Origin of the sequence: Autumnicola edwardsiae (genome assembly GCF_031846505.1) — a bacterium.
Classification (GTDB): Bacteria; Bacteroidota; Bacteroidia; order Flavobacteriales; family Flavobacteriaceae; genus Autumnicola; species Autumnicola edwardsiae.
The window spans coordinates 34,250-52,774 of record NZ_JAVRHP010000015.1 but is presented as its reverse complement, the minus strand read 5'-3'; the positions used below and the strand labels follow the sequence as shown (position 1 = coordinate 52,774).

The window sequence follows — 18,525 nt, the reverse complement described above, 5'->3', positions numbered from 1 at the left end:
ACTTATGTTATGGCAAGACTAAAGTAGACAAGTAAAACCATCTCACCAATTAAATTAGACGAACTGCATGGATATTAGTTGAAGTGTAAAAGTTAATAGGCACGGTCCTTTGTTCCTTCGTAAAAGTTAATAAAAGCGCGGTTTACCACCCGGTTACCACCCGGCGTGGGATAATCTCCTGTAAAATACCAGTCTCCAAGATTCTTGGGACAGGCTTTATGAAGGTTTTCCACGGTTTGGTAGATAACTTTTACTTTTGCCTTTACTGTAGGTTCGCTTATTAGCTCTGAAATCTTATCGGAAATTTCTTCGTTGGTAAAAGGCTCGTAGATTTCCTTTACAAAATTCTTTACCTCAGAATCTTCAAGATCTACCTGCTCTTTGCATTTATTATAGACATCCTGAATTACCTGGTAACTGTTGTTTTCTTTATGTAGGTCCAGCGCAGCTCTAAAGGCAACCAGGTCTTCCAGCCTTGCCATATCAATGCCGTAACAATCTGGATAACGTATCTGGGGGGCAGAGGACACGATCACGATCTGTTTCGGGTTTAGCCGGTCCATCATTTTAATGATACTTTTCTTCAGCGTAGTCCCACGTACAATACTATCGTCAATAATTACAAGGTTATCCTGCGGCCTTACCACGCCATAAGTTACATCATATACGTGTGCAACCAGATCATCCCGGCTGCTGTCTTCAGTAATAAAAGTTCGCAGCTTCACATCCTTAATGGCAATTTTCTCGGTTCTTAGGCGATGGGAAAGTATTTGCTGTAAGCGCGCATCGGTGAGCGTTTCCTTTTCGGCCAGAATGGCATCGTTCTTTTGCTTGTTCAATTCATCCTGGGCTGCTTCAACCATACCATAAAAAGAAGTTTCGGCGGTATTAGGAATAAAGGAAAAAACGGTATTCAAGGTATCGTGCTCTATAGATTTTAAAACTTCAGGCATTAACAACTGCCCAAGTTTTTTCCGTTCTTTATAAATTTCAGCATCACTTCCGCGGGAAAAATAAATGCGCTCAAAAGAGCAGGCTTTGCGCTCCAGAGGTTCAATAATTTGTTCTATGGAAACTTTTCCGTTCTTTTTGGTAATAATTGCATGGCCGGGAGCCAGCTCCTGCACATCTTCAAATTTTACATTAAAAACAGTCTGAATTACCGGCCTTTCTGAAGCTACCACTACAACTTCATCATCTTTATAGTAGTATGCCGGGCGTATTCCTGCGGGGTCACGTAAAACAAAGGAATCGCCGTGACCCATAAGCCCTGCCATGGCATAACCGCCATCCCAATTTTTAGAGGATTTCCTAAGGATTTTGGCAACATTAAGCTGCTCGGCAATATGTGGTGACGCCTGTTGTTTATTAAAACCTTCCTTCTTGAGCTTTTTATAAAGCTTTCTGACTTCAGAATCCAGGAAATGCCCGATTTTCTCCATTACCGTCACGGTATCGGCTCTTTCCTTTGGATGCTGCCCAAGTTCAACAAGATTGTTAAAAAGCTTGTTTACATTGGTCATATTAAAATTTCCTGCCACAATAAGGTTCCTGTGCATCCAGTTGTTTTGCCTCAGGAAAGGATGTACACTTTCAATATTGTTTTTCCCAAACGTTCCATAACGAACGTGCCCCAAAAAAACTTCTCCCAGGTACGGAATGTATTTTTTCTGAAGGGCTACGTCATCTGCATATTCGGGATTGGTTTTAATTTCTTCATTAATGCGCTCATTAATCTGAGCAAAAATATCCTGAATTGGCTGTGCCTGGTTAGACCTTACCCTGCTAATATATCTTTCTCCCGGGGCGGTGTTTAATTTGATGCTCGCAAAACCGGCGCCATCCTGTCCCCTGTTGTGCTGCTTTTCCATCATGAGGTACATTTTATTTACTCCGTAAAATGCACTTCCGTATTTCTCTTTATAATATTCCAGTGGTTTTAAAAGGCGAATGTGTGCAATTCCACATTCGTGTTTTAGGGCGTCACTCATAATTTTTTACCTCTTTAGGTTTTAGCTTTGTCACAAAAAAAGCCCTGAAATTACAGGGCAAATAAATTAAGTCAATTCTATTTCGAATTGTGTTAGTTTCCTGAACTCCTTCAGCCGGGAATGGACTTCTTCTTTGGATAGTTCCTGCATTCTTTCTGTTCCAAATTTTTCTACACAAAACGAGGCAAGAGTCGAGCCATAGATAATGGCATTCTTCATGTTTTCAAAGGAAATATCTTCGGTTTTAGCTAGATAGCCTATAAAGCCACCGGCAAAAGTGTCTCCAGCTCCTGTGGGGTCAAAAACTTCTTCCAGTGGTAAAGCCGGCGCAAAAAAGATTTCTTCCTTATAAAAAAGAAGGGCTCCGTGCTCTCCCTTTTTAATAACCACATATTTTGGACCCATAGCTTCTATCTTCCTGGCTGCTTTTACCAGGGAATATTCACCCGACAGCTGCCGTGCTTCTTCATCATTAATGGTTATGACATCTACTTTGGCGATAACTTTCTTTAAATCCTCAAGTGCGTTATCCATCCAGAAATTCATGGTGTCAAGAACTACCAGTTTTGGGCTTTCTACCTGTTCTAGTACGCTTAATTGTACCATCGGGTGGAGGTTGCCAAGCATCACAAATTCAGCATCTTTATAATTTTCCGGTACTACCGGCTGGAAATCTGCCAGCACATTTAGCTGGGTTTCCAGGGTGTCGCGCGAATTGAGATCGTTGTGATAGCGTCCGCTCCAAAAAAAAGTTTTTCCTCCTTCTACTTTCTCAATTCCCTCTATGTCTATGTTGTTTCTTTTAAATAAATCAAGATATTCCTGGGGAAAATCATCTCCTATAATAGAAACTATTGCACTGTTAGCATCAAAATGTGAGGCAGAAAGGCCAATGTAGGTTGCCGCACCACCTAAAATTTTATCTGTTTTACCAAAAGGGGTTTCAATAGCATCAAAGGCAACAGTGCCTACAATAAGAAGTTTACTCATAACAAGGTTTAAAATAAGCTGCAAATATACAGTTTGTTTTTCAAGGTGTAAACCAAATAAGGAATTAGGGAAATATTAAATTCAGTTTTTTTTAAAACCCTCGTCAATGAGCAGCTTTTTCTCTTTGGAAGCGGCTACGGCAAGTGCATCACAGCGCTCGTTTTGCGGATGGTTGTTGTGGCCTTTTATCCATTTAAATCGCACTCCGTGTTTACGATATTCGGCGAGGAATTCTCTCCATAGATCAGCATTTTTCCTTTCTTTAAAATTCTTTTTCTCCCATCCAAGCACCCATTTTTTTTCTACGGAATCTACTACGTACTTAGAGTCGGTAAAAATGAGGACATCAACCCCCGGTCTTTTAAGTTTTCTAAGAGCTTCTATAACGGCAAGAAGTTCCATGCGGTTATTTGTGGTGTGTTTGTAGCCTTTGGAGAATTCTTTACGGTAAGGCTTTCCAACCCACTCCATTACAATTCCATATCCTCCGGGGCCTGGATTTCCCCTTGCGGCACCATCTGTATAAATATGAACCTGGGGGTTACTCACTTTTTTTGTCTTGTAGAAGTTCCTCTATTACCTTCGGAAAAAAGGTATATTCAAGCTCATGAATTTTTGAGGCAAGGCTTTCCGGGGTATCACCCCGATCTATATTTACAGTTTTCTGAAAAACAATTTCACCTTCGTCATATCTTTCATTTACATAATGAATAGTGATACCGCTCTCCTTTTCTTTATTGTCGATAATTGCCTTGTGAACTTTGTCGCCATACATGCCTTTCCCGCCGTATTTTGGAAGAAGTGCGGGATGTATATTTATTATCTTTCCGGGAAATCTTTGCAAAATATTTTCAGGAAACATCCATAGGAAACCTGCAAGCACGATCAGGTCAGGTTCCATATCCTGCAAGACGTATAGAAGTTCATTAGAATGGTAGAAGGAATTCCTGTCAAAATAGAGCGCCTTTACATTGAGGTCGTGTGCTTTTTTTAAAACACCGGCCGACCGGCGGTTAGAAAACACTGCTACCACCCGCGACTCTGGCGAATTCTGAAAATATTTTATTATATTTTCGGTATTTGTGCCGGAGCCTGAAGCAAAGACAACTATTTTTTTTTGCTTTGTTGGTTGCATGGTCCTCAAAATAGGAAAGTTAACATTTATTAGGATGTAAAATTAACCGGTTTCAGTGAATTTATGTAAATTACATTCACATTTTTAAAGTAAAAATCGGTTTTAAAATAAAGTTTTTTATTTTTGCCACCTAATCAAAATTAAAATAAAATATTATGTCAGACATTGCATCAAGAGTAAAAGCGATAATCGTGGACAAGTTAGGTGTTGACGAGAACGAAGTTGTAAACGAAGCCAGCTTCACCAACGACCTGGGCGCTGATTCATTGGATACAGTGGAACTAATTATGGAATTCGAGAAAGAATTTGATATTCAGATTCCAGACGACCAGGCAGAGAACATTGCTACTGTTGGTCAGGCAATTTCTTATATTGAAGACGCTAAAAAATAAAGCAAAAAAGCCATATGGAGTTAAAGCGAGTTGTAGTAACGGGATTGGGAGCACTGACCCCCGTTGGTAACAATATTGAAGAATATTGGGATGGATTGGTGAGTGGGAAAAGCGGTAGTGCACCTATCACTTATTTCAATACCGAAAAATTCAAAACCAAATTCGCTTGTGAACTCAAAAACTTCAATCCTTTAGATTTCTTTGATCGCAAAGAAGTAAGAAGGCTTGATAGATTTGCACAGTATGCGATAGTAGCTTCAGATGAAGCTATTGAAGATTCAGGTTTAGACCTGAGTGTTGTCGATAAATTTCGTGTAGGCGTAATTTGGGGAGCCGGGATAGGTGGCCTTGAAACTTTTCAGGATGAGGTTATGACCTTTGCCGGAGGAGATGGAAGCCCCAGGTTTAATCCCTTTTTTATTCCAAAGATGATTGCAGATATTGCCCCGGGCAATATCTCAATTCGTCATGGGTTTATGGGGGCAAACTACACTACGGTTTCTGCCTGTGCTTCTTCTGCAAATGCTATGATAGATGCTCTTAACAATATTAGGTTAGGATACAGCGATGTTATAGTTACAGGAGGATCTGAAGCAGCTGTGACCATTGCCGGTATGGGTGGTTTTAATGCCATGCATGCACTTTCTACAAGAAATGAGAGCCCCGAAACAGCATCAAGACCTTTTGATGCCACACGAGATGGCTTTGTTCTTGGAGAAGGTGGGGGCGCGCTTATATTGGAAGAATACGAGCATGCCAAAGCAAGGGGCGCAAAAATTTATGCGGAGGTCCTGGGCGGAGGCTTATCCTCAGATGCTTATCATATGACGGCACCGCATCCGGAAGGAGACGGGGTTGTGGCTGTGATGAAAAATTGTTTAAGAAATGCAGAAATGAATCCTGAAGATGTTGATGCAATCAATACTCACGGGACTTCCACTCCTCTTGGAGATGTGGCAGAGTTGAAAGCCATAGTGAAAGTTTTCGGAGATCATGCGAAAAACATCAATATCAATTCCACAAAGTCTATGACGGGACATTTGCTTGGAGCTGCGGGTGCGATAGAAGCTATTTCAGCTATCCTATCCATGAAACACGGGATAGTGCCTCCAACGATTAATCACGAACATCCAGACGAGAACATTAATCCGGAATTGAACCTAACCTTAAACAAAGCACAGAAGCGCGAGGTAAACGTAGTAATGAGCAATACATTTGGTTTTGGTGGGCATAACGCCTGCGTTTTGTTCAAAAAATTCATTGAATAATCACGATGAGTGTTATTCGGAACATATTAAATTCCCGCTCTTCCAAGGGCGGGAATTTTTTTAATGATATCCATAAGATCCTGGGATTTCGTCCCAAGAATATTTCACACTACAAAAAGGCATTTACCCACCGTTCCCTCAATATGAAGGATGAGAAAGGGAATGCCGTTAATTATGAAAGGATGGAATTTCTGGGGGATGCTATGCTGAGTGCTGTGATTGCTTCGCATCTTTTTCGGGCTGTACCAGGAGGTAACGAAGGTTATCTTACAAAGATGAGGTCCAAAGTGGTGAGTCGTAAACATTTAAACGAATTAGGTAAGGATCTTAAGCTTATAGACCATGTGCAGACGAATATTCCCAAGGAACAATTTGGAGTTAATATTCACGGTAATTTATTTGAATCACTGGTTGGAGCAATTTATCTGGATCGTGGTTATAAGTATTGCCGGCGTTTTATTTTTGATCGGGTAATAGAGCCGTATGTTGATATAGAGCAACTGGAAGGTAAAGTGATTAGCTATAAAAGTTTATTTATTGAATGGTGCCAGAAGGAAAAGAAAGAATTTGATTACGAAGTGTATGAAGATACGGGTAATGATGAGCTTAAACATTTTGCGGTAAAACTTAGGATTAATGACAGGGTAGTAGCAAAAGCCAGGGCGACTTCTAAGAAAAAAGCAGAAGAAAAGGCCTCAAAACGAGCTTATTATGCTTTTCAAAATAAAATGTAATAATATTTATTCCCTAAACAGAACTACAACGTTTTCGTAAAAAAGTTGCGGATTTTTGGCCTGGAGAACCTGTATTTTGTCATTCTTATTTTATCTTTAACCAAAGTATTGAATTATGCAGTCGCATAAAATGTTGCTGGATGAGGTAGAGGAAGATCACTTTAGGCTTATAGCTATTTATTGTCCTGTAGAACAATATAAAATGGCATACCTGCTGAACAGACATTTAAATCTGCATTTAAAAAGAGCGAAGCGGGACGTGGATTTTAATCATAAATCGGTTCAGGCAATGTATCCTTTATTTACTTCAAAAGACCATACAACCCATTGTGTCTTTAGCCTGGTAGCCAATAAATTTAAAGGACAGGCCAGAAAAATACTAAGCTCAGGATCACTGTTTTATGAGGAAGAAGTGAGGCCTTTAGTAACGCATCTTATACCTGAGTACAATAAGGTTGATTTTTTTCTGAAAATAGAAGAAGATATACCAGACCATATATATAAAAGACTTCTGAATGTTGTAAATAATATTCCGCAAGTCCTTGCTGCATACGATATAGATGCAGAAAACCTTAAATCGAAAGAAAATTTAATTTTTGAATAATGCCAACAAACAAGAAGACTAAAATAGTTGCCACTCTCGGGCCGGCAACAAGTACCAAAGAAGTTTTATACGATATGCTCCAGGCTGGAGTAAATGTTTTTAGAGTAAACTTTTCTCATGCAGATTATGAAGGAGTTAAGGAGCGTATAAAAATGATTCGAGACCTTAATAAGGAACATAATTTTAGTGCAGCTATTCTGGGTGACCTGCAGGGGCCAAAACTAAGGGTTGGTGTGATGAAGGAGGATGTGGTAGTGCAAAAGGGTGATGAAATAATTTTTGCCACCGGAGAGAAATTCGAGGGGACTTCAGAAAGAGTTTATATGAACTACAAGACCTTCCCGCAGGATGTAGCTCCCGGAGAACGCATACTTCTTGACGACGGAAAGTTAATTTTTGAAGTAGTTAGCACAAATAAAAAAGACGAGGTTAAAACAAAGGTTGTACAAGGTGGTCCACTTAAATCCAAAAAAGGAGTAAACCTTCCGAACACAAAAATTTCTTTACCTGCCTTGACCGAGAAGGATGTAAAGGATGCCATATTTGCTTGTGAGCAGGAAGTAGACTGGATGGCACTTTCCTTTGTACGCCATGCTGAAGATCTCATCGAATTGCAGGAATTGATCAAAAAGCATAGCAAACACAAAATTCCAATTATCGCTAAAATCGAAAAGCCTGAAGGTGTCCAGAACATCGAAAAAATCGTGGCGTATTGTGACGGATTAATGGTGGCCCGTGGGGATCTTGGAGTAGAAATTCCTGCCCAGGAAGTACCGCTTATCCAGAAGAAACTTGTTCTTACTGCTAAAAAAGCACGTATCCCGGTAATCATTGCAACCCAAATGATGGAGACCATGATTACGAGCCTTACGCCTACAAGAGCAGAGGTTAACGACGTCGCCAACTCTGTTATGGATGGTGCAGATGCTGTGATGCTTAGTGGAGAAACTTCTGTGGGACAATATCCGGTGCAGGTAATCGAGAAGATGTGTCAGATTCTGGAAAGTGTAGAAAGTTCGCCGTTAATTAAGGTTCCACATGATCCTCCACATGTGCGCACCAAACGATATATTACAAAAGCAGTATGTTTCCATGCCGCCCATATGGCCAATGAAATTAAGGCAAAAGCTATCTGTACTTTGACCAACAGCGGCTATACAGCATTTCAAATTTCTGCTTGGAGACCAGAATCACACATATTGGTTTTTACTCCCAACATGAGAATTTTGGCGCAGTTAAGCCTGCTGTGGGGCGTTAGGGCTTTTTACTATGATAAATACGTGAGTACAGACGAAACCATCGATGATATTAGCTCCCTTGCTAAAGCTGGCGGTTACGTGCAGCCGGGGGACTTTACAGTTAACCTTGCTGCAATGCCAATGGCAGAAAAAGGTATGGTGAATACACTAAGGGTTTCTGAAATAGAATAACCAAAATAATTTCTACTTAAAAAGCCACGAACGCAATACAATTGTGAATTCGTGGCTTTTTCTTTTTGCATTGATTGTATTATTGGAGGCTTACCAGAGGCGTGAGATTTTGATTTTAGAAAAAATTATACTGAAGAAGAATTAGTGATAATAATATCTGTCTCCAACATCAAGATCTTCCCGCACTAAAAGATCTGTAATTATCGTTTTGTTGCTTCCGTATTGCTTATGATCAAACGCTAATTTCAAGGTGTCTTCTGATAAATAAAGTATTTTGAATAACTTATAATCTTCCGGAATGTTTAATAATTGTGAAATTTGGGGGCTCATTAGCTTTATAAAATGATCCCCTTTCCCATTCTTGTGGAGATGCCACTGTCCAGTTAAAGTTTTTCCACAATTGCCTGAATTTCCGTTGTTATCATAAAACACACTGTCCTTAAGAAAGGTTTGGCGGTAGGATAAAAAGCACGGGTGCATATTCATGCGTACTTTGCCATTATAGCGTTCGGCAATTTTCCAGGTCTTTATACCGTCTGAAGAAATTAAGGCCACCGCGTTATCAGGGAGTTTATACGGTTCATTATCTAACCCATCACAGGAGTACATTAAAATGATCAGGATGTATATGAGCCGCAATTTCATAAGGTGAGGTTTAGGATAAGGCATCTGTTCCATAAATATAAACCTTAAAACTCAAATCTCAGCTGCACCTCAATTTCTTCTTTTTGTTCCTTTTCTTCAAGTTTATCAGTATTAAGATTAGAAAGGGAAATGCCCAGCAGCCTTACCGAATTTTTCATCTTTTCCTGGTACAAAAGTTCCTTTGCAATTTCCAGTATTAATTCTTTGCTGGAGATATAATAAGAAATAGTTTTGCTCCGTGTTTGCAGGGTAAAGTCGCTGTACTTGATTTTTAAAGTAATCGTTTTTCCGGCTACCTTACTTTTTTCCAGTCGGCGTTCAATCTCTTCTGCAATATTTTCCAGTCGTTCCAGCATAAAAATTTCCGAAGAGATATTTTCATTAAACGTACGTTCTGCTCCAAGGGATTTTCTTATTCGGTTTGGCTTTACCTCGCTTAGATGAATTCCGCGCACTACGTTATAATAGTGCAGGCCGCTTTTTCCGAAATTCTGAGTGAGATATTCTGCCGACTTTAACTTCAAATCTGCTCCGGTAAAAATTCCCAGGCGGTACATTTTTTCTGCCGTGACTTTGCCTACACCGTGAAACTTCCTGATGTCCAGCTTTTCCAGGAATTCTTCTACCTCTTCAGGATTAACAGTCTTTTGTCCGTTGGGTTTATTATGATCGCTGGCAATCTTGGCAATAAATTTATTAATGGAAATCCCTGCAGATGCATTTAAACCGGTTTTATCCTTTATTTTTTGTCTTATTTCCCTTGCAATTAAAGTGGCGCTGGGATGTCCTTTTTTATTTTTGGTGACGTCAAGATAAGCTTCGTCCAGCGATAGAGGTTCAACCAGATCAGTATATTCCAGGAAAATTTCCCTTATTTGCCGGGAGATCTCACGGTAGCGGTCAAAACGGGTTTTCACAAAGATTAAGTGAGGGCAATTCCGCATAGCAGTTATACTGCTCATAGCACTCTTTACCCCAAACTTTCTCGCTTCATAACTGGCGGCAGCCACAACACCCCTTTTGGAACTTCCGCCAACGGCAATAGCTTTTCCCCGTAGCTCGGGATTGTCCAGTTGTTCTACGGAAGCATAAAAAGCATCCATATCTATGTGAATGATCTTTCGTAAAGGGATAGGTTTGTCCACCTTGCAAATTTAACCATTTTCGCTTCTGAAATAAGGGTACTTTTAGCTTTAAGAAACGATTGAAGGGAAATTGCTTTTAAATATAATTTTTAGATATACCAGCTTTCCTTCAGTGGAAGTGACGATAATTGTCTTTTTCAGCATTAAGCTGGAGCACTGCAAGCTTAAAGTTCAGATGAATAAAACGACATCCTAAAAATCCAAATCATTACGTACATTTGGTAGAGCGCATTAATTTTTCTCACTTATTATTTTCGGCTATATGAAAACGGCAATTATTTTAGGAGCAACCGGTCTCACAGGTGGAGTTTTGCTTCGCAACCTTTTGGGGGATGATCGTTATGGTAATATTATTCTTTTTTCCAGAAGTCCTGCCAATGTAAATCATGCAAAAATAGAAGAACACATTATTGACTTATTTAAATTGGAAGAACATGCTGAAAAATTTAAAGCAGACGAGGTTTATTGCTGTATAGGAACTACAAAGAGTAAAACTCCAGATAACGAAACCTATAAAAAAATAGACCATGGGATTCCTGTAACTGCAGCAAAACTTTGTGAGAAAAACAACATCCCCTGCTATTTGGTGGTTTCGGCTATGGGAGCAGATGGTAAAAACAAAATTTTCTATAATCGCGTTAAGGGAAAAATGGAAAAACATGTTCTTGAATTTGACATTAAAAAAACCTATATTTTCAGGCCTTCCTTAATTGCCGGTGATCGCGAAGAAAAGAGAACAGGGGAGAAAATTGCCAAATATGCGATGTCATTTTTTAAGCCCTTAATGATAGGTTTTTTAAAAAAATATAGGTCAATAAGTCCGCAAGAGATTGCTACAGCAATGATCTTTGTTGCGAATAACGGGCATCGTCAAACACGAATTGAATCTGACGCAATCGCAGAACTTGCAAATGCTGAAAAAAATAGTGAATGATGGAAATTGAACGCAAATTTTTGGTCACTTCAGACGATTTTAAGTTTGAAGCAGAAGAAAAATTGAGGATTAAGCAGGGTTATTTAAACTCTCATCCAGATCGGGCTGTTAGAGTAAGAACAAAAGGAGCAAAAGCTTTTATTACTGTTAAAGGAAGATCTTCTGAAAGCGGCCTAAGTAGATTTGAGTGGGAAAAAGAAATTTCTACTGAAGATGCCGAAGAGCTTCTGAAGCTTTGTGAACCTGGAATTATAGACAAGGCTCGATATTTAATAAAATTGGGACAACATACTTTTGAAGTAGATGAATTCTACGGAAGCAATAAAGGTTTAATTGTTGCCGAAGTAGAATTGTCTTCAGAAACAGAAGAATTTGAGAAGCCGGAATGGTTGGGCAAAGAAGTTACGGGCGATAATAAGTATTATAACGCCCAACTATGTAAAGAACCTTATCAAAACTGGAAAAAATAAGCTTCTAATATTCAATAAGTACTGAAGAATTTAACTGAGAAAGGTGACACTTCAAAAATGGCAATTTTCGGCTTTCTGTAGGGCGAGAATCAAAAACTACCAACAAGTCCTACTCTTCCCAGGCCTACTTTAAAGTCCCAGGTAATATTTAATTTATCCGGATCTTTGGTTTTATAATTCCTGTCGCTGTTCAGGTAATTATCTATAGTATCTACTACCACCACACTTAAAGCAAGGCTTAACGCCACATCAGTGAACCAGTGCGCGCCAGACCACAACCTGGAAACCGGCGCAATTAGACCAACACCCCATATTCCTGCTTTTACAAACATGTTGTCAAACTGTTTACTAAGCGCATAAGCCGTAGTAAATGATAAAATGGTATGTCCCGAAGGAAAAGAGTGGTAGGCACCTTCATTGCTAAAAGGCTTAAAACTGCCTTTACCTTCATTAGTTCCCGGCCTGGCCCTCCCTAAGGCAGTTTTACTTATAGTTTGAATCAAACCTGCCGCAGAGGCTGCAGAAATCATCAAAACCCCTGTACGCCTTAGCTTTTCATTTTTGGTAAATAATCCATAGAGATAAACAGCACCGTTTATGGCATAGTTGTTCTGCGGACTTCCATAATACCACCCGAAATCTTTTACTATTCCCGGAATGTCGTCTTCTTGCCCTCTAAACCATTCTGTAGTCTCTTCATCAAAAATATATAGAACCGCTGTTCCTGCAACTATGGCCCCTGCGGTAATAAAATCATCCTTTTGCCATTTAAGAGGCTGGGTGTAAGTAGTTTTTAAGCCACCAAATGCACTTACCCCATCATATTTTAGTAGTTCCCAGGTGGTGGGAAGGCTGTCTTTTGGGGTTTCTATTTGCTGGGCCGTGGTGCAAAAAGAAAAAAGGATAAGGGCTAAAAATGCCAGTTTTGAGGTATAAGAGAATTTCATAGCTATTTGTTCTTATTTTGTTATACTGAAAATTTCAATTGGATTTTTTCTTCCCTGGAGTATTTTAAAACCAAGGGAGGTAGTGGAGAAAATCCCCTGAAGCTTTCCTTTTTCTATTATTGAACCTGAAGCAAGAATGGACGCTTTGTATTCATTGCACAAACCTTCTATTCTTGCAGCAACATTAAGAGTATCACCGTGATAGGCAATATCTCTTTTAATATCGCCAACTTCCACAGCAGTAACCAGGCCCACATGGAGTCCTGCTTTAAACTTTGGAACCACACCAAATTTAGCATTATAAAATTCGCTTCTAGCAACAAGCAACTCCTGAACAGCAAAGAAGAATTCCACACAGGCGGCTTTTTTAAAACCCTGCATCGGCCAGCTTATTACCACTTCATCGCCAACGTACTGGTAAATTTCAGCATTAAATTCTCTAACTTTCTTATTAATGTCCAGAAAACTATCCTGGATAAGTTCGCTATACCTTATATGTCCCAGTTTTTCGGCCAGTTCTGTAGAGGAAGTAAGGTCCAGAAACATGAAAATGCGTTCTTCTTCCCTGGGATATCTAAATCTTCCGAAGAGAAATGGCAACAGGACGCCGGGACCAAATTTTTTATTCATTTGATTTATAAAGCTTATTACCAGGGACATGAAGAAGGTGTAAACCATGAGAATAGAGTTGAAATAGTTCCAGTTTTCTTCAAGCATAAGGTCAATATCACTATTATAAAGGATAAAATCGTCTGAAATACCAAAGATAATAATTCGGCTAATGCTGATAATCACCATGAGCACCAGGAAATAGGAAATACTACTTATTAAAATATTAGCCGCAAGAGGGAGGTTTCTAAAGAAGGTTTTCTTTAGAAACCCATCCAATAATCCAAGGCCGATCCCAAGTAAAATGCTCACGGTTATTACAAATAAGGATACCGGCCAAAAGCCAACTTCCAGGTTCTTGTCAAAAACATTGAATACAGAAAGTGCTACAAGGTGGATGATATATAGTAATATGCTATAGGAAATTATCCAGAAAACCACCTGCTTCACTACACTGCTTAGAAGCGGAAATTTATTGGTTATTCTAATAACATCGAAGGTGTAATTTTGCTTCATTCAAATGGATAAACTGTTAATAAAAAATAATGAAAGGGCATTGAGGCCCCAGATTAAAATATGAACAGCCCCAAAAAATGATTTTCCAGGACTGATCGTGCTAACAACTAATTAACTAACAACAATATGAAATTACTGCCAACCTCCGCCAAGGGATTGGTATAAATTAACCATGGACCTTAATTGGTCAAATCTTGCATCTATTAGATTCAAACTGGAGTTAAGAGCATTTTCCCTTGCCGTAAGCACCTCAAGGTAATTTGCCAAACCATTGGTAAGTAATTCTTCAGAATAATTTGTGGCGGTTTGATAGGCCTCATATTCTTTCTGCCTCACTTCAATAGTTTCTGTAGCCGCCTGGTAGGAGTAAAGTGCATCCATTACTTCCCGGGTGGCCGTTAAAAATGTATTTCTAAAGTCTAAACGTGCCTGTTCCTGCTCAGCCTGGGAAACCTCGTACTCGGTTCTTATCCTTCTTCCGTTAAATATTGGCTGGGTTAGCCCTCCAACGAGAGTAGCAAAAAGGGAGTTTACATTAAATAATTGGTCCATATCCAGACTCTGTAAGCCACCGTTGGCCGATAATGTTAGGGAGGGATAAAAATCTGCCCGTGCAGCATTGGTAAGCTGGAAGGCATTAACAAGGTTATATTCTGCAGCAATTACATCAGGACGATTCCTGAGTAATTGTGCGGGAACTCCTATTTGAAGTTTGGTAGTGATTTCCTGCCTGGTCAAATTGGTTCTTTCAATTTGCATTGGAGCTTCTCCCAGCAGAATCGAGAAAGAATTTTCCAGTAAACGTTCCTCATTTCGGAGATTTATCAAAATTGCCTGCGCAGTATAAAGCTGTGCTTCCGTTTGCTTTACACCAACTTCGGTCACATTGCCCGCTTCCTTTAAGGCTTTTGTAGTTTCTAGGCTGCTTTCCCTGTTCTGTATGGTTTGCCTGGTAATCCTTATTTGTTCATCCAGCGCCAGTAACTGGTAGTAATTAGAAGCAATATTAGCAATTAGGCGTGTTTTTACGGCTTGATGAGCGGCCACGGTTTGCAGGTACTGTGCCTGGAATGCTCTTTTTGTACTGGTTATCCTGCCCCAGATATCTGCTTCCCATGAGAGGTTTCCTGCAATTTGATAGGTATCTAAATAATCTATTCCACCACCTGCATTTCCCAGTTGAAGCCCTATTTGACCATTATCAGAAAAATAACTTCTGGTAAAAGAGGCATCGCCATTGAGAGTTGGAAAATAAGCTGCTTTCCCCTGTTTTACATAGGCTTCTGCGGTAAGGATCTGTTGCACGGCTATCCTTATATCTATATTATTTTCCAGCCCTTCCTCGATATATTGGGTAAGCAAAGGATCGGTAAAGATTTCCCTCCAGGATACGTTAGCCATATTTAATGAATCCTGCGGAAAAGTATCTGTACGGTAATGCTCTTCTTCTACAATATCTGGTTGCTCATAATCTTTAGCGACAAAACAACCCTGTAGTGACAGCAGAATTACGGGAGCCAGGAAAAACTTATATATCTTCAATTTTTTCATTTTAAACTATTCTAAATTCTTTGTGTTTTGTTCAGTAACAGCAGGTTTGGAACTCACTTTTTCCTGCAGCCACTGGAAAAAGATGAATAAAATTGGGATTATAAATACACCTATAAGAGTTCCTATAAGCAAACCACCTACAGCTCCTGTACCAATAGATCTATTTCCTGCAGCTCCCGTACCACCGGCAAATACAAGTGGAAGAAGGCCAATGATAAAGGCAAGCGACGTCATAAGAATAGGTCGCAGCCTTACCCGGGCAGCTTCAAAAGCCGCATCTGGAATGCTATAGCCGTTTTTGCGGCGCTGCATGGCGAACTCTACAATAAGTATCGCGTTTTTGGCCAAAAGCCCCAGGAGCATAATTAATGCGATCTGGAAGTAGATGTTGGCCTGCAATCCGGCAAATTTTGTGGCCAGATAAGCACCCATTACCCCTACAGGTAGCGAAAGTAATACTGCTAAAGGCAAAAGGTAACTTTCATATTGTGCCGATAAGATGAAGTATACAAACAGGATACTCAGCAAAAAGATGAAAAAGGTTTGTCCACCGGCAGCAATTTCTTCCCGTGTTAAACCTGAAAAGCCAACCCCAAATCCTGTGGGAAGTGCACTTTCGCTTACTTCCTGTACGGCGGCAATAGCATCTCCGGAAGAGTATCCCGGTGCAGCAGATCCACTTACATTTGCAGAATTAAACAGGTTGAACCTTGTGACCGACTGTGGCCCGTAAACCCTGTTAAGGCTCACAAACTCTGTAATAGGGGCCATTTCTCCCTCTAAATTTCTTACAAAGAGTGAATTCAGGTCATCTACGGTTGCCCTGTCTTCAGGTAAAGCCTGAACAAAAACACGGTACTGTTTACCAAAGCGGGCAAAATCGGCAGCATAGATACTACCAATATATCCCTGAAGGGTAGAGAATATACTACTAACAGGAACACCGGCTGCTTTTGCACGTGTTATATTAAGATCTATCTCGTACTGCGGATAATTAGTATTGAACGAACTTTGCGCATACAGCACCTCCGGGCGTGCAGAAAGTTCCTGCAGGTACTGCTGTGTTACCCTGTCCAGCTGTTCAAAACTCCCACCGGTACGGTCAAGTACTTTGGCTTCAAAACCTGCCGAAACCCCAAAGCCCGGAATACTTGGCGGGGCAAAAAAGAGAATATTGGCATCGGCAATGCCTGCACCAGTCTGAAACAATTTGGCGGTAATGGCATCTGAAGATAGCTCGTCGCTCTCCCTGTCTTCCCAATTGTCAAGCTTTATAAGGCCAAGGGCGTAATTACTACCGGCACCACCAATTAAGCTGTATCCGTTAACCATAGATATACCTTGTACCCCTTCCATTTGCCTTATTTGGCGGCTTAAGAGATTAGTAACCTCAACCGTACGGTCTAAAGACGCCCCGGCAGGAAGTTCGATATTGGCAAAAATCATCCCCCGGTCTTCATTGGGGACAAAACCTGTAGGAGTGGTTTTTTCTCCCCAAAAAATGGCCGCCACCGCAAGAATAAGGATCCCTGCCGTAATCCAGGAGTGTTTGTGCAGAAAGCGCAGGGATTTTCCATAGCGTTTCGTGGTAGTATCAAAAGCCGTATTAAAGGAAGCATAGAATCTTTGCAGAAGGTTCTTTTTCTTTCCGTGTTCATCTTGATGGGGTTTAAGGAACAAAGCACATAAGGCGGGGCTGAGCGTCAAAGCGTTTACAGCAGAAATGGCAATGGCCACGATTAGTGTCACCCCAAATTGTTCATAAAACACCCCTGTTGGTCCCGAAATAAAGGTTACCGGAATAAAGACTGCGCCCATTACCAGTGTAATAGAGATAATGGCACCGGTAATTTCTTCCATGGCACTTTGCGTTGCCGATAATGCACTTTTTGCACCTTCTTCCAGCTTGGCGTGTACGGCTTCCACCACTACAATGGCATCATCTACTACAATACCAATGGCCAGCACCAGTGCAAACAGCGTTAAGAGGTTAATAGAGTATCCAAAGAGGTTTAAGAAGAAAAAGGTACCTATAATAGAAACCGGAACCGCAATGGCCGGTATAAGCGTAGACCTGAAATCCTGAAGGAAAATAAAAACTACTATAAACACCAGTATAAAAGCTTCAATCAGGGTTACCACCACTTTATCTATAGAAGCGGTCAAAAATTCATTGGTATCAAAGTTTACGAAAACCGAAAGTCCCGTAGGAAAATCCTGTTCCATTTCTTCCAGACTCGTGTGGATGTTCTCAATAATTTCCTGTGCATTCGAACCAGGCGTCTGGTACACCGCCATACTTACACCAGGTAGACCATTGGTATAGGAAATCACGTTGTAGCCTTCGGCATCAAGTTCAATTTCGGCCACATCGCGCAGGCGTAAAAACTGGCCATTGTCCAAGGCTTTAATTACAATGTCGCCATATTGTTCTTCGGTACTATAACGCCCACTGTACCTAATTACATATTCAAACGCTTCTGCATCATTCTGTCCAAGGGCACCCGCGGCGGCTTCCTGGCTCTGTTCGTTAATGGCAGCGGTAACATCGGTTGGAATAAGGTTATAAGCGGCTAATCTTTCAGGTTGAAGCCAGATACGCATCGCATAATTCTTGGCCCCGAAAACATTAACATCACCCACACCGTTTATCCTTTTAAGTTCAGGAATAACATTAATGTTGAGATAATTCTGAATAAAAGTAGCATCATATTCTTCATTTTCAGAAAGAACAGTGAAGAACATCAGCGAACTCGTTTGCTGCTTTTGGGTGGTTACCCCAGATTGCGTTACCTCTATTGGAAGCAAAGGCGTTGCCCTGGCTACGCGGTTCTGTACGTTTACCGCAGCAATATCGGGATCTACTCCCTGGTCAAAGAATACCTGGATACTGGCACTACCGTTGTTACTTGCTGTAGAGGTAATATAATCCATTCCCTCTACACCGTTAATTTGCTCTTCAATAGGAATTAGAACACTCTCAAGAACTGTTTGTGCATTGGCCCCGGGATAATTTGCAGAAACCTGAACCGTAGGTGGAGCGATATCTGGATATTGTGTCACGGGAAGGGTGGTGATCCCTAAAATACCCAGCACAATTATAACGATGGAAACGACCGTGGATAATACAGGCCTTTCTATAAATTTCTTTAACATTTAATTTC

The 18,525-nt window shown here is 40.4% G+C and carries 17 protein-coding genes; 7 read left to right on the top strand and 10 right to left on the bottom strand.

Going from position 1 to position 18,525, the window contains the following annotated elements; genetic code table 11:
* Positions 1-92: 92 nt before the first annotated feature.
* The 4 genes from RM529_RS04840 to purN form a co-directional block, all read right to left on the bottom strand.
* A complete protein-coding gene (locus RM529_RS04840; RefSeq protein WP_311483619.1) occupies positions 93-1,991 on the bottom strand; it encodes an amidophosphoribosyltransferase in 1,899 nt (632 codons plus the stop codon).
* A gap of 66 nt (positions 1,992-2,057) precedes the next feature.
* Positions 2,058-2,981 carry a PfkB family carbohydrate kinase gene (locus RM529_RS04835; protein ID WP_311483618.1) on the bottom strand — a complete coding sequence of 308 codons (924 nt, stop codon included), beginning with the start codon at positions 2,979-2,981 and terminating at the stop codon, positions 2,058-2,060.
* 81 nt (positions 2,982-3,062) lie between these two features.
* On the bottom strand, positions 3,063-3,530 hold the full coding sequence (rnhA, locus tag RM529_RS04830; RefSeq protein WP_311483617.1) for a ribonuclease HI: 468 nt from the start codon (positions 3,528-3,530) through the stop codon (positions 3,063-3,065).
* Positions 3,523-4,116: a phosphoribosylglycinamide formyltransferase gene (gene purN, locus RM529_RS04825; RefSeq protein ID WP_311483620.1), complete on the bottom strand. Its 594-nt coding sequence runs from the start codon at positions 4,114-4,116 to the stop codon at positions 3,523-3,525. Before purN ends, rnhA begins: the two co-directional genes overlap by 8 nt.
* Before the next feature lie 155 nt (positions 4,117-4,271).
* Here purN and RM529_RS04820 point away from each other — a divergent pair, with 155 nt between their 5' ends.
* From RM529_RS04820 to pyk, 5 genes are all read left to right on the top strand, one after another.
* Complete coding sequence (locus RM529_RS04820; RefSeq protein ID WP_013069791.1) at positions 4,272-4,508, top strand: acyl carrier protein; 237 nt, start codon at positions 4,272-4,274, stop codon at positions 4,506-4,508.
* A gap of 14 nt (positions 4,509-4,522) precedes the next feature.
* A complete protein-coding gene (gene fabF / locus RM529_RS04815) occupies positions 4,523-5,776 on the top strand; it encodes a beta-ketoacyl-ACP synthase II (protein ID WP_311483616.1) in 1,254 nt (417 codons plus the stop codon).
* Positions 5,777-5,781: 5 nt separating this feature from the next.
* Positions 5,782-6,510 carry a ribonuclease III gene (gene rnc / locus RM529_RS04810; protein ID WP_311483615.1) on the top strand — a complete coding sequence of 243 codons (729 nt, stop codon included), beginning with the start codon at positions 5,782-5,784 and terminating at the stop codon, positions 6,508-6,510.
* A 115-nt stretch (positions 6,511-6,625) separates the two neighbouring features.
* A complete protein-coding gene (locus tag RM529_RS04805; protein ID WP_311483614.1) occupies positions 6,626-7,114 on the top strand; it encodes an IPExxxVDY family protein in 489 nt (162 codons plus the stop codon).
* The gene (gene pyk / locus RM529_RS04800) at positions 7,114-8,544 is read left to right on the top strand and encodes a pyruvate kinase (RefSeq protein WP_311483613.1); all 1,431 of its coding nucleotides are present in this window, start codon (positions 7,114-7,116) and stop codon (positions 8,542-8,544) included. The genes RM529_RS04805 and pyk overlap by 1 nt, the downstream gene beginning before the upstream one ends.
* 141 nt (positions 8,545-8,685) lie before the next feature.
* Here pyk and RM529_RS04795 read toward each other — a convergent pair whose 3' ends face one another.
* Together RM529_RS04795 and dinB are read right to left on the bottom strand one after the other, a co-directional pair.
* On the bottom strand, positions 8,686-9,189 hold the full coding sequence (locus RM529_RS04795) for a lipocalin family protein (protein WP_311483612.1): 504 nt from the start codon (positions 9,187-9,189) through the stop codon (positions 8,686-8,688).
* A 44-nt stretch (positions 9,190-9,233) separates the two neighbouring features.
* On the bottom strand, positions 9,234-10,334 hold the full coding sequence (dinB, locus tag RM529_RS04790) for a DNA polymerase IV (protein ID WP_311483611.1): 1,101 nt from the start codon (positions 10,332-10,334) through the stop codon (positions 9,234-9,236).
* A gap of 262 nt (positions 10,335-10,596) precedes the next feature.
* On the opposite strand from dinB, the gene RM529_RS04785 reads away from it, so the two are divergent.
* On the top strand, positions 10,597-11,268 hold the full coding sequence (locus RM529_RS04785; protein ID WP_311483610.1) for an NAD(P)H-binding protein: 672 nt from the start codon (positions 10,597-10,599) through the stop codon (positions 11,266-11,268).
* Positions 11,265-11,738 (top strand): CYTH domain-containing protein, encoded by a 474-nt coding sequence (locus tag RM529_RS04780; protein WP_311483609.1) that lies wholly within the window; start codon positions 11,265-11,267, stop codon positions 11,736-11,738. Before RM529_RS04785 ends, RM529_RS04780 begins: the two co-directional genes overlap by 4 nt.
* A gap of 89 nt (positions 11,739-11,827) precedes the next feature.
* On the opposite strand, the gene RM529_RS04775 is transcribed toward RM529_RS04780, so the two are convergent.
* From RM529_RS04775 to RM529_RS04760, 4 genes are all read right to left on the bottom strand, one after another.
* The gene (locus tag RM529_RS04775) at positions 11,828-12,685 is read right to left on the bottom strand and encodes a phosphatase PAP2 family protein (RefSeq protein WP_311483608.1); all 858 of its coding nucleotides are present in this window, start codon (positions 12,683-12,685) and stop codon (positions 11,828-11,830) included.
* Between the two features lie 12 nt (positions 12,686-12,697).
* On the bottom strand, positions 12,698-13,810 hold the full coding sequence (locus RM529_RS04770; protein ID WP_311483607.1) for an adenylate/guanylate cyclase domain-containing protein: 1,113 nt from the start codon (positions 13,808-13,810) through the stop codon (positions 12,698-12,700).
* 132 nt (positions 13,811-13,942) lie between these two features.
* Positions 13,943-15,361: an efflux transporter outer membrane subunit gene (locus RM529_RS04765; RefSeq protein WP_311483606.1), complete on the bottom strand. Its 1,419-nt coding sequence runs from the start codon at positions 15,359-15,361 to the stop codon at positions 13,943-13,945.
* 6 nt (positions 15,362-15,367) lie between these two features.
* Positions 15,368-18,517, bottom strand: coding sequence for an efflux RND transporter permease subunit (locus RM529_RS04760; RefSeq protein WP_311483605.1), 3,150 nt, complete (start codon positions 18,515-18,517; stop codon positions 15,368-15,370).
* Between the last annotated feature and the right edge of the window lie 8 nt (positions 18,518-18,525).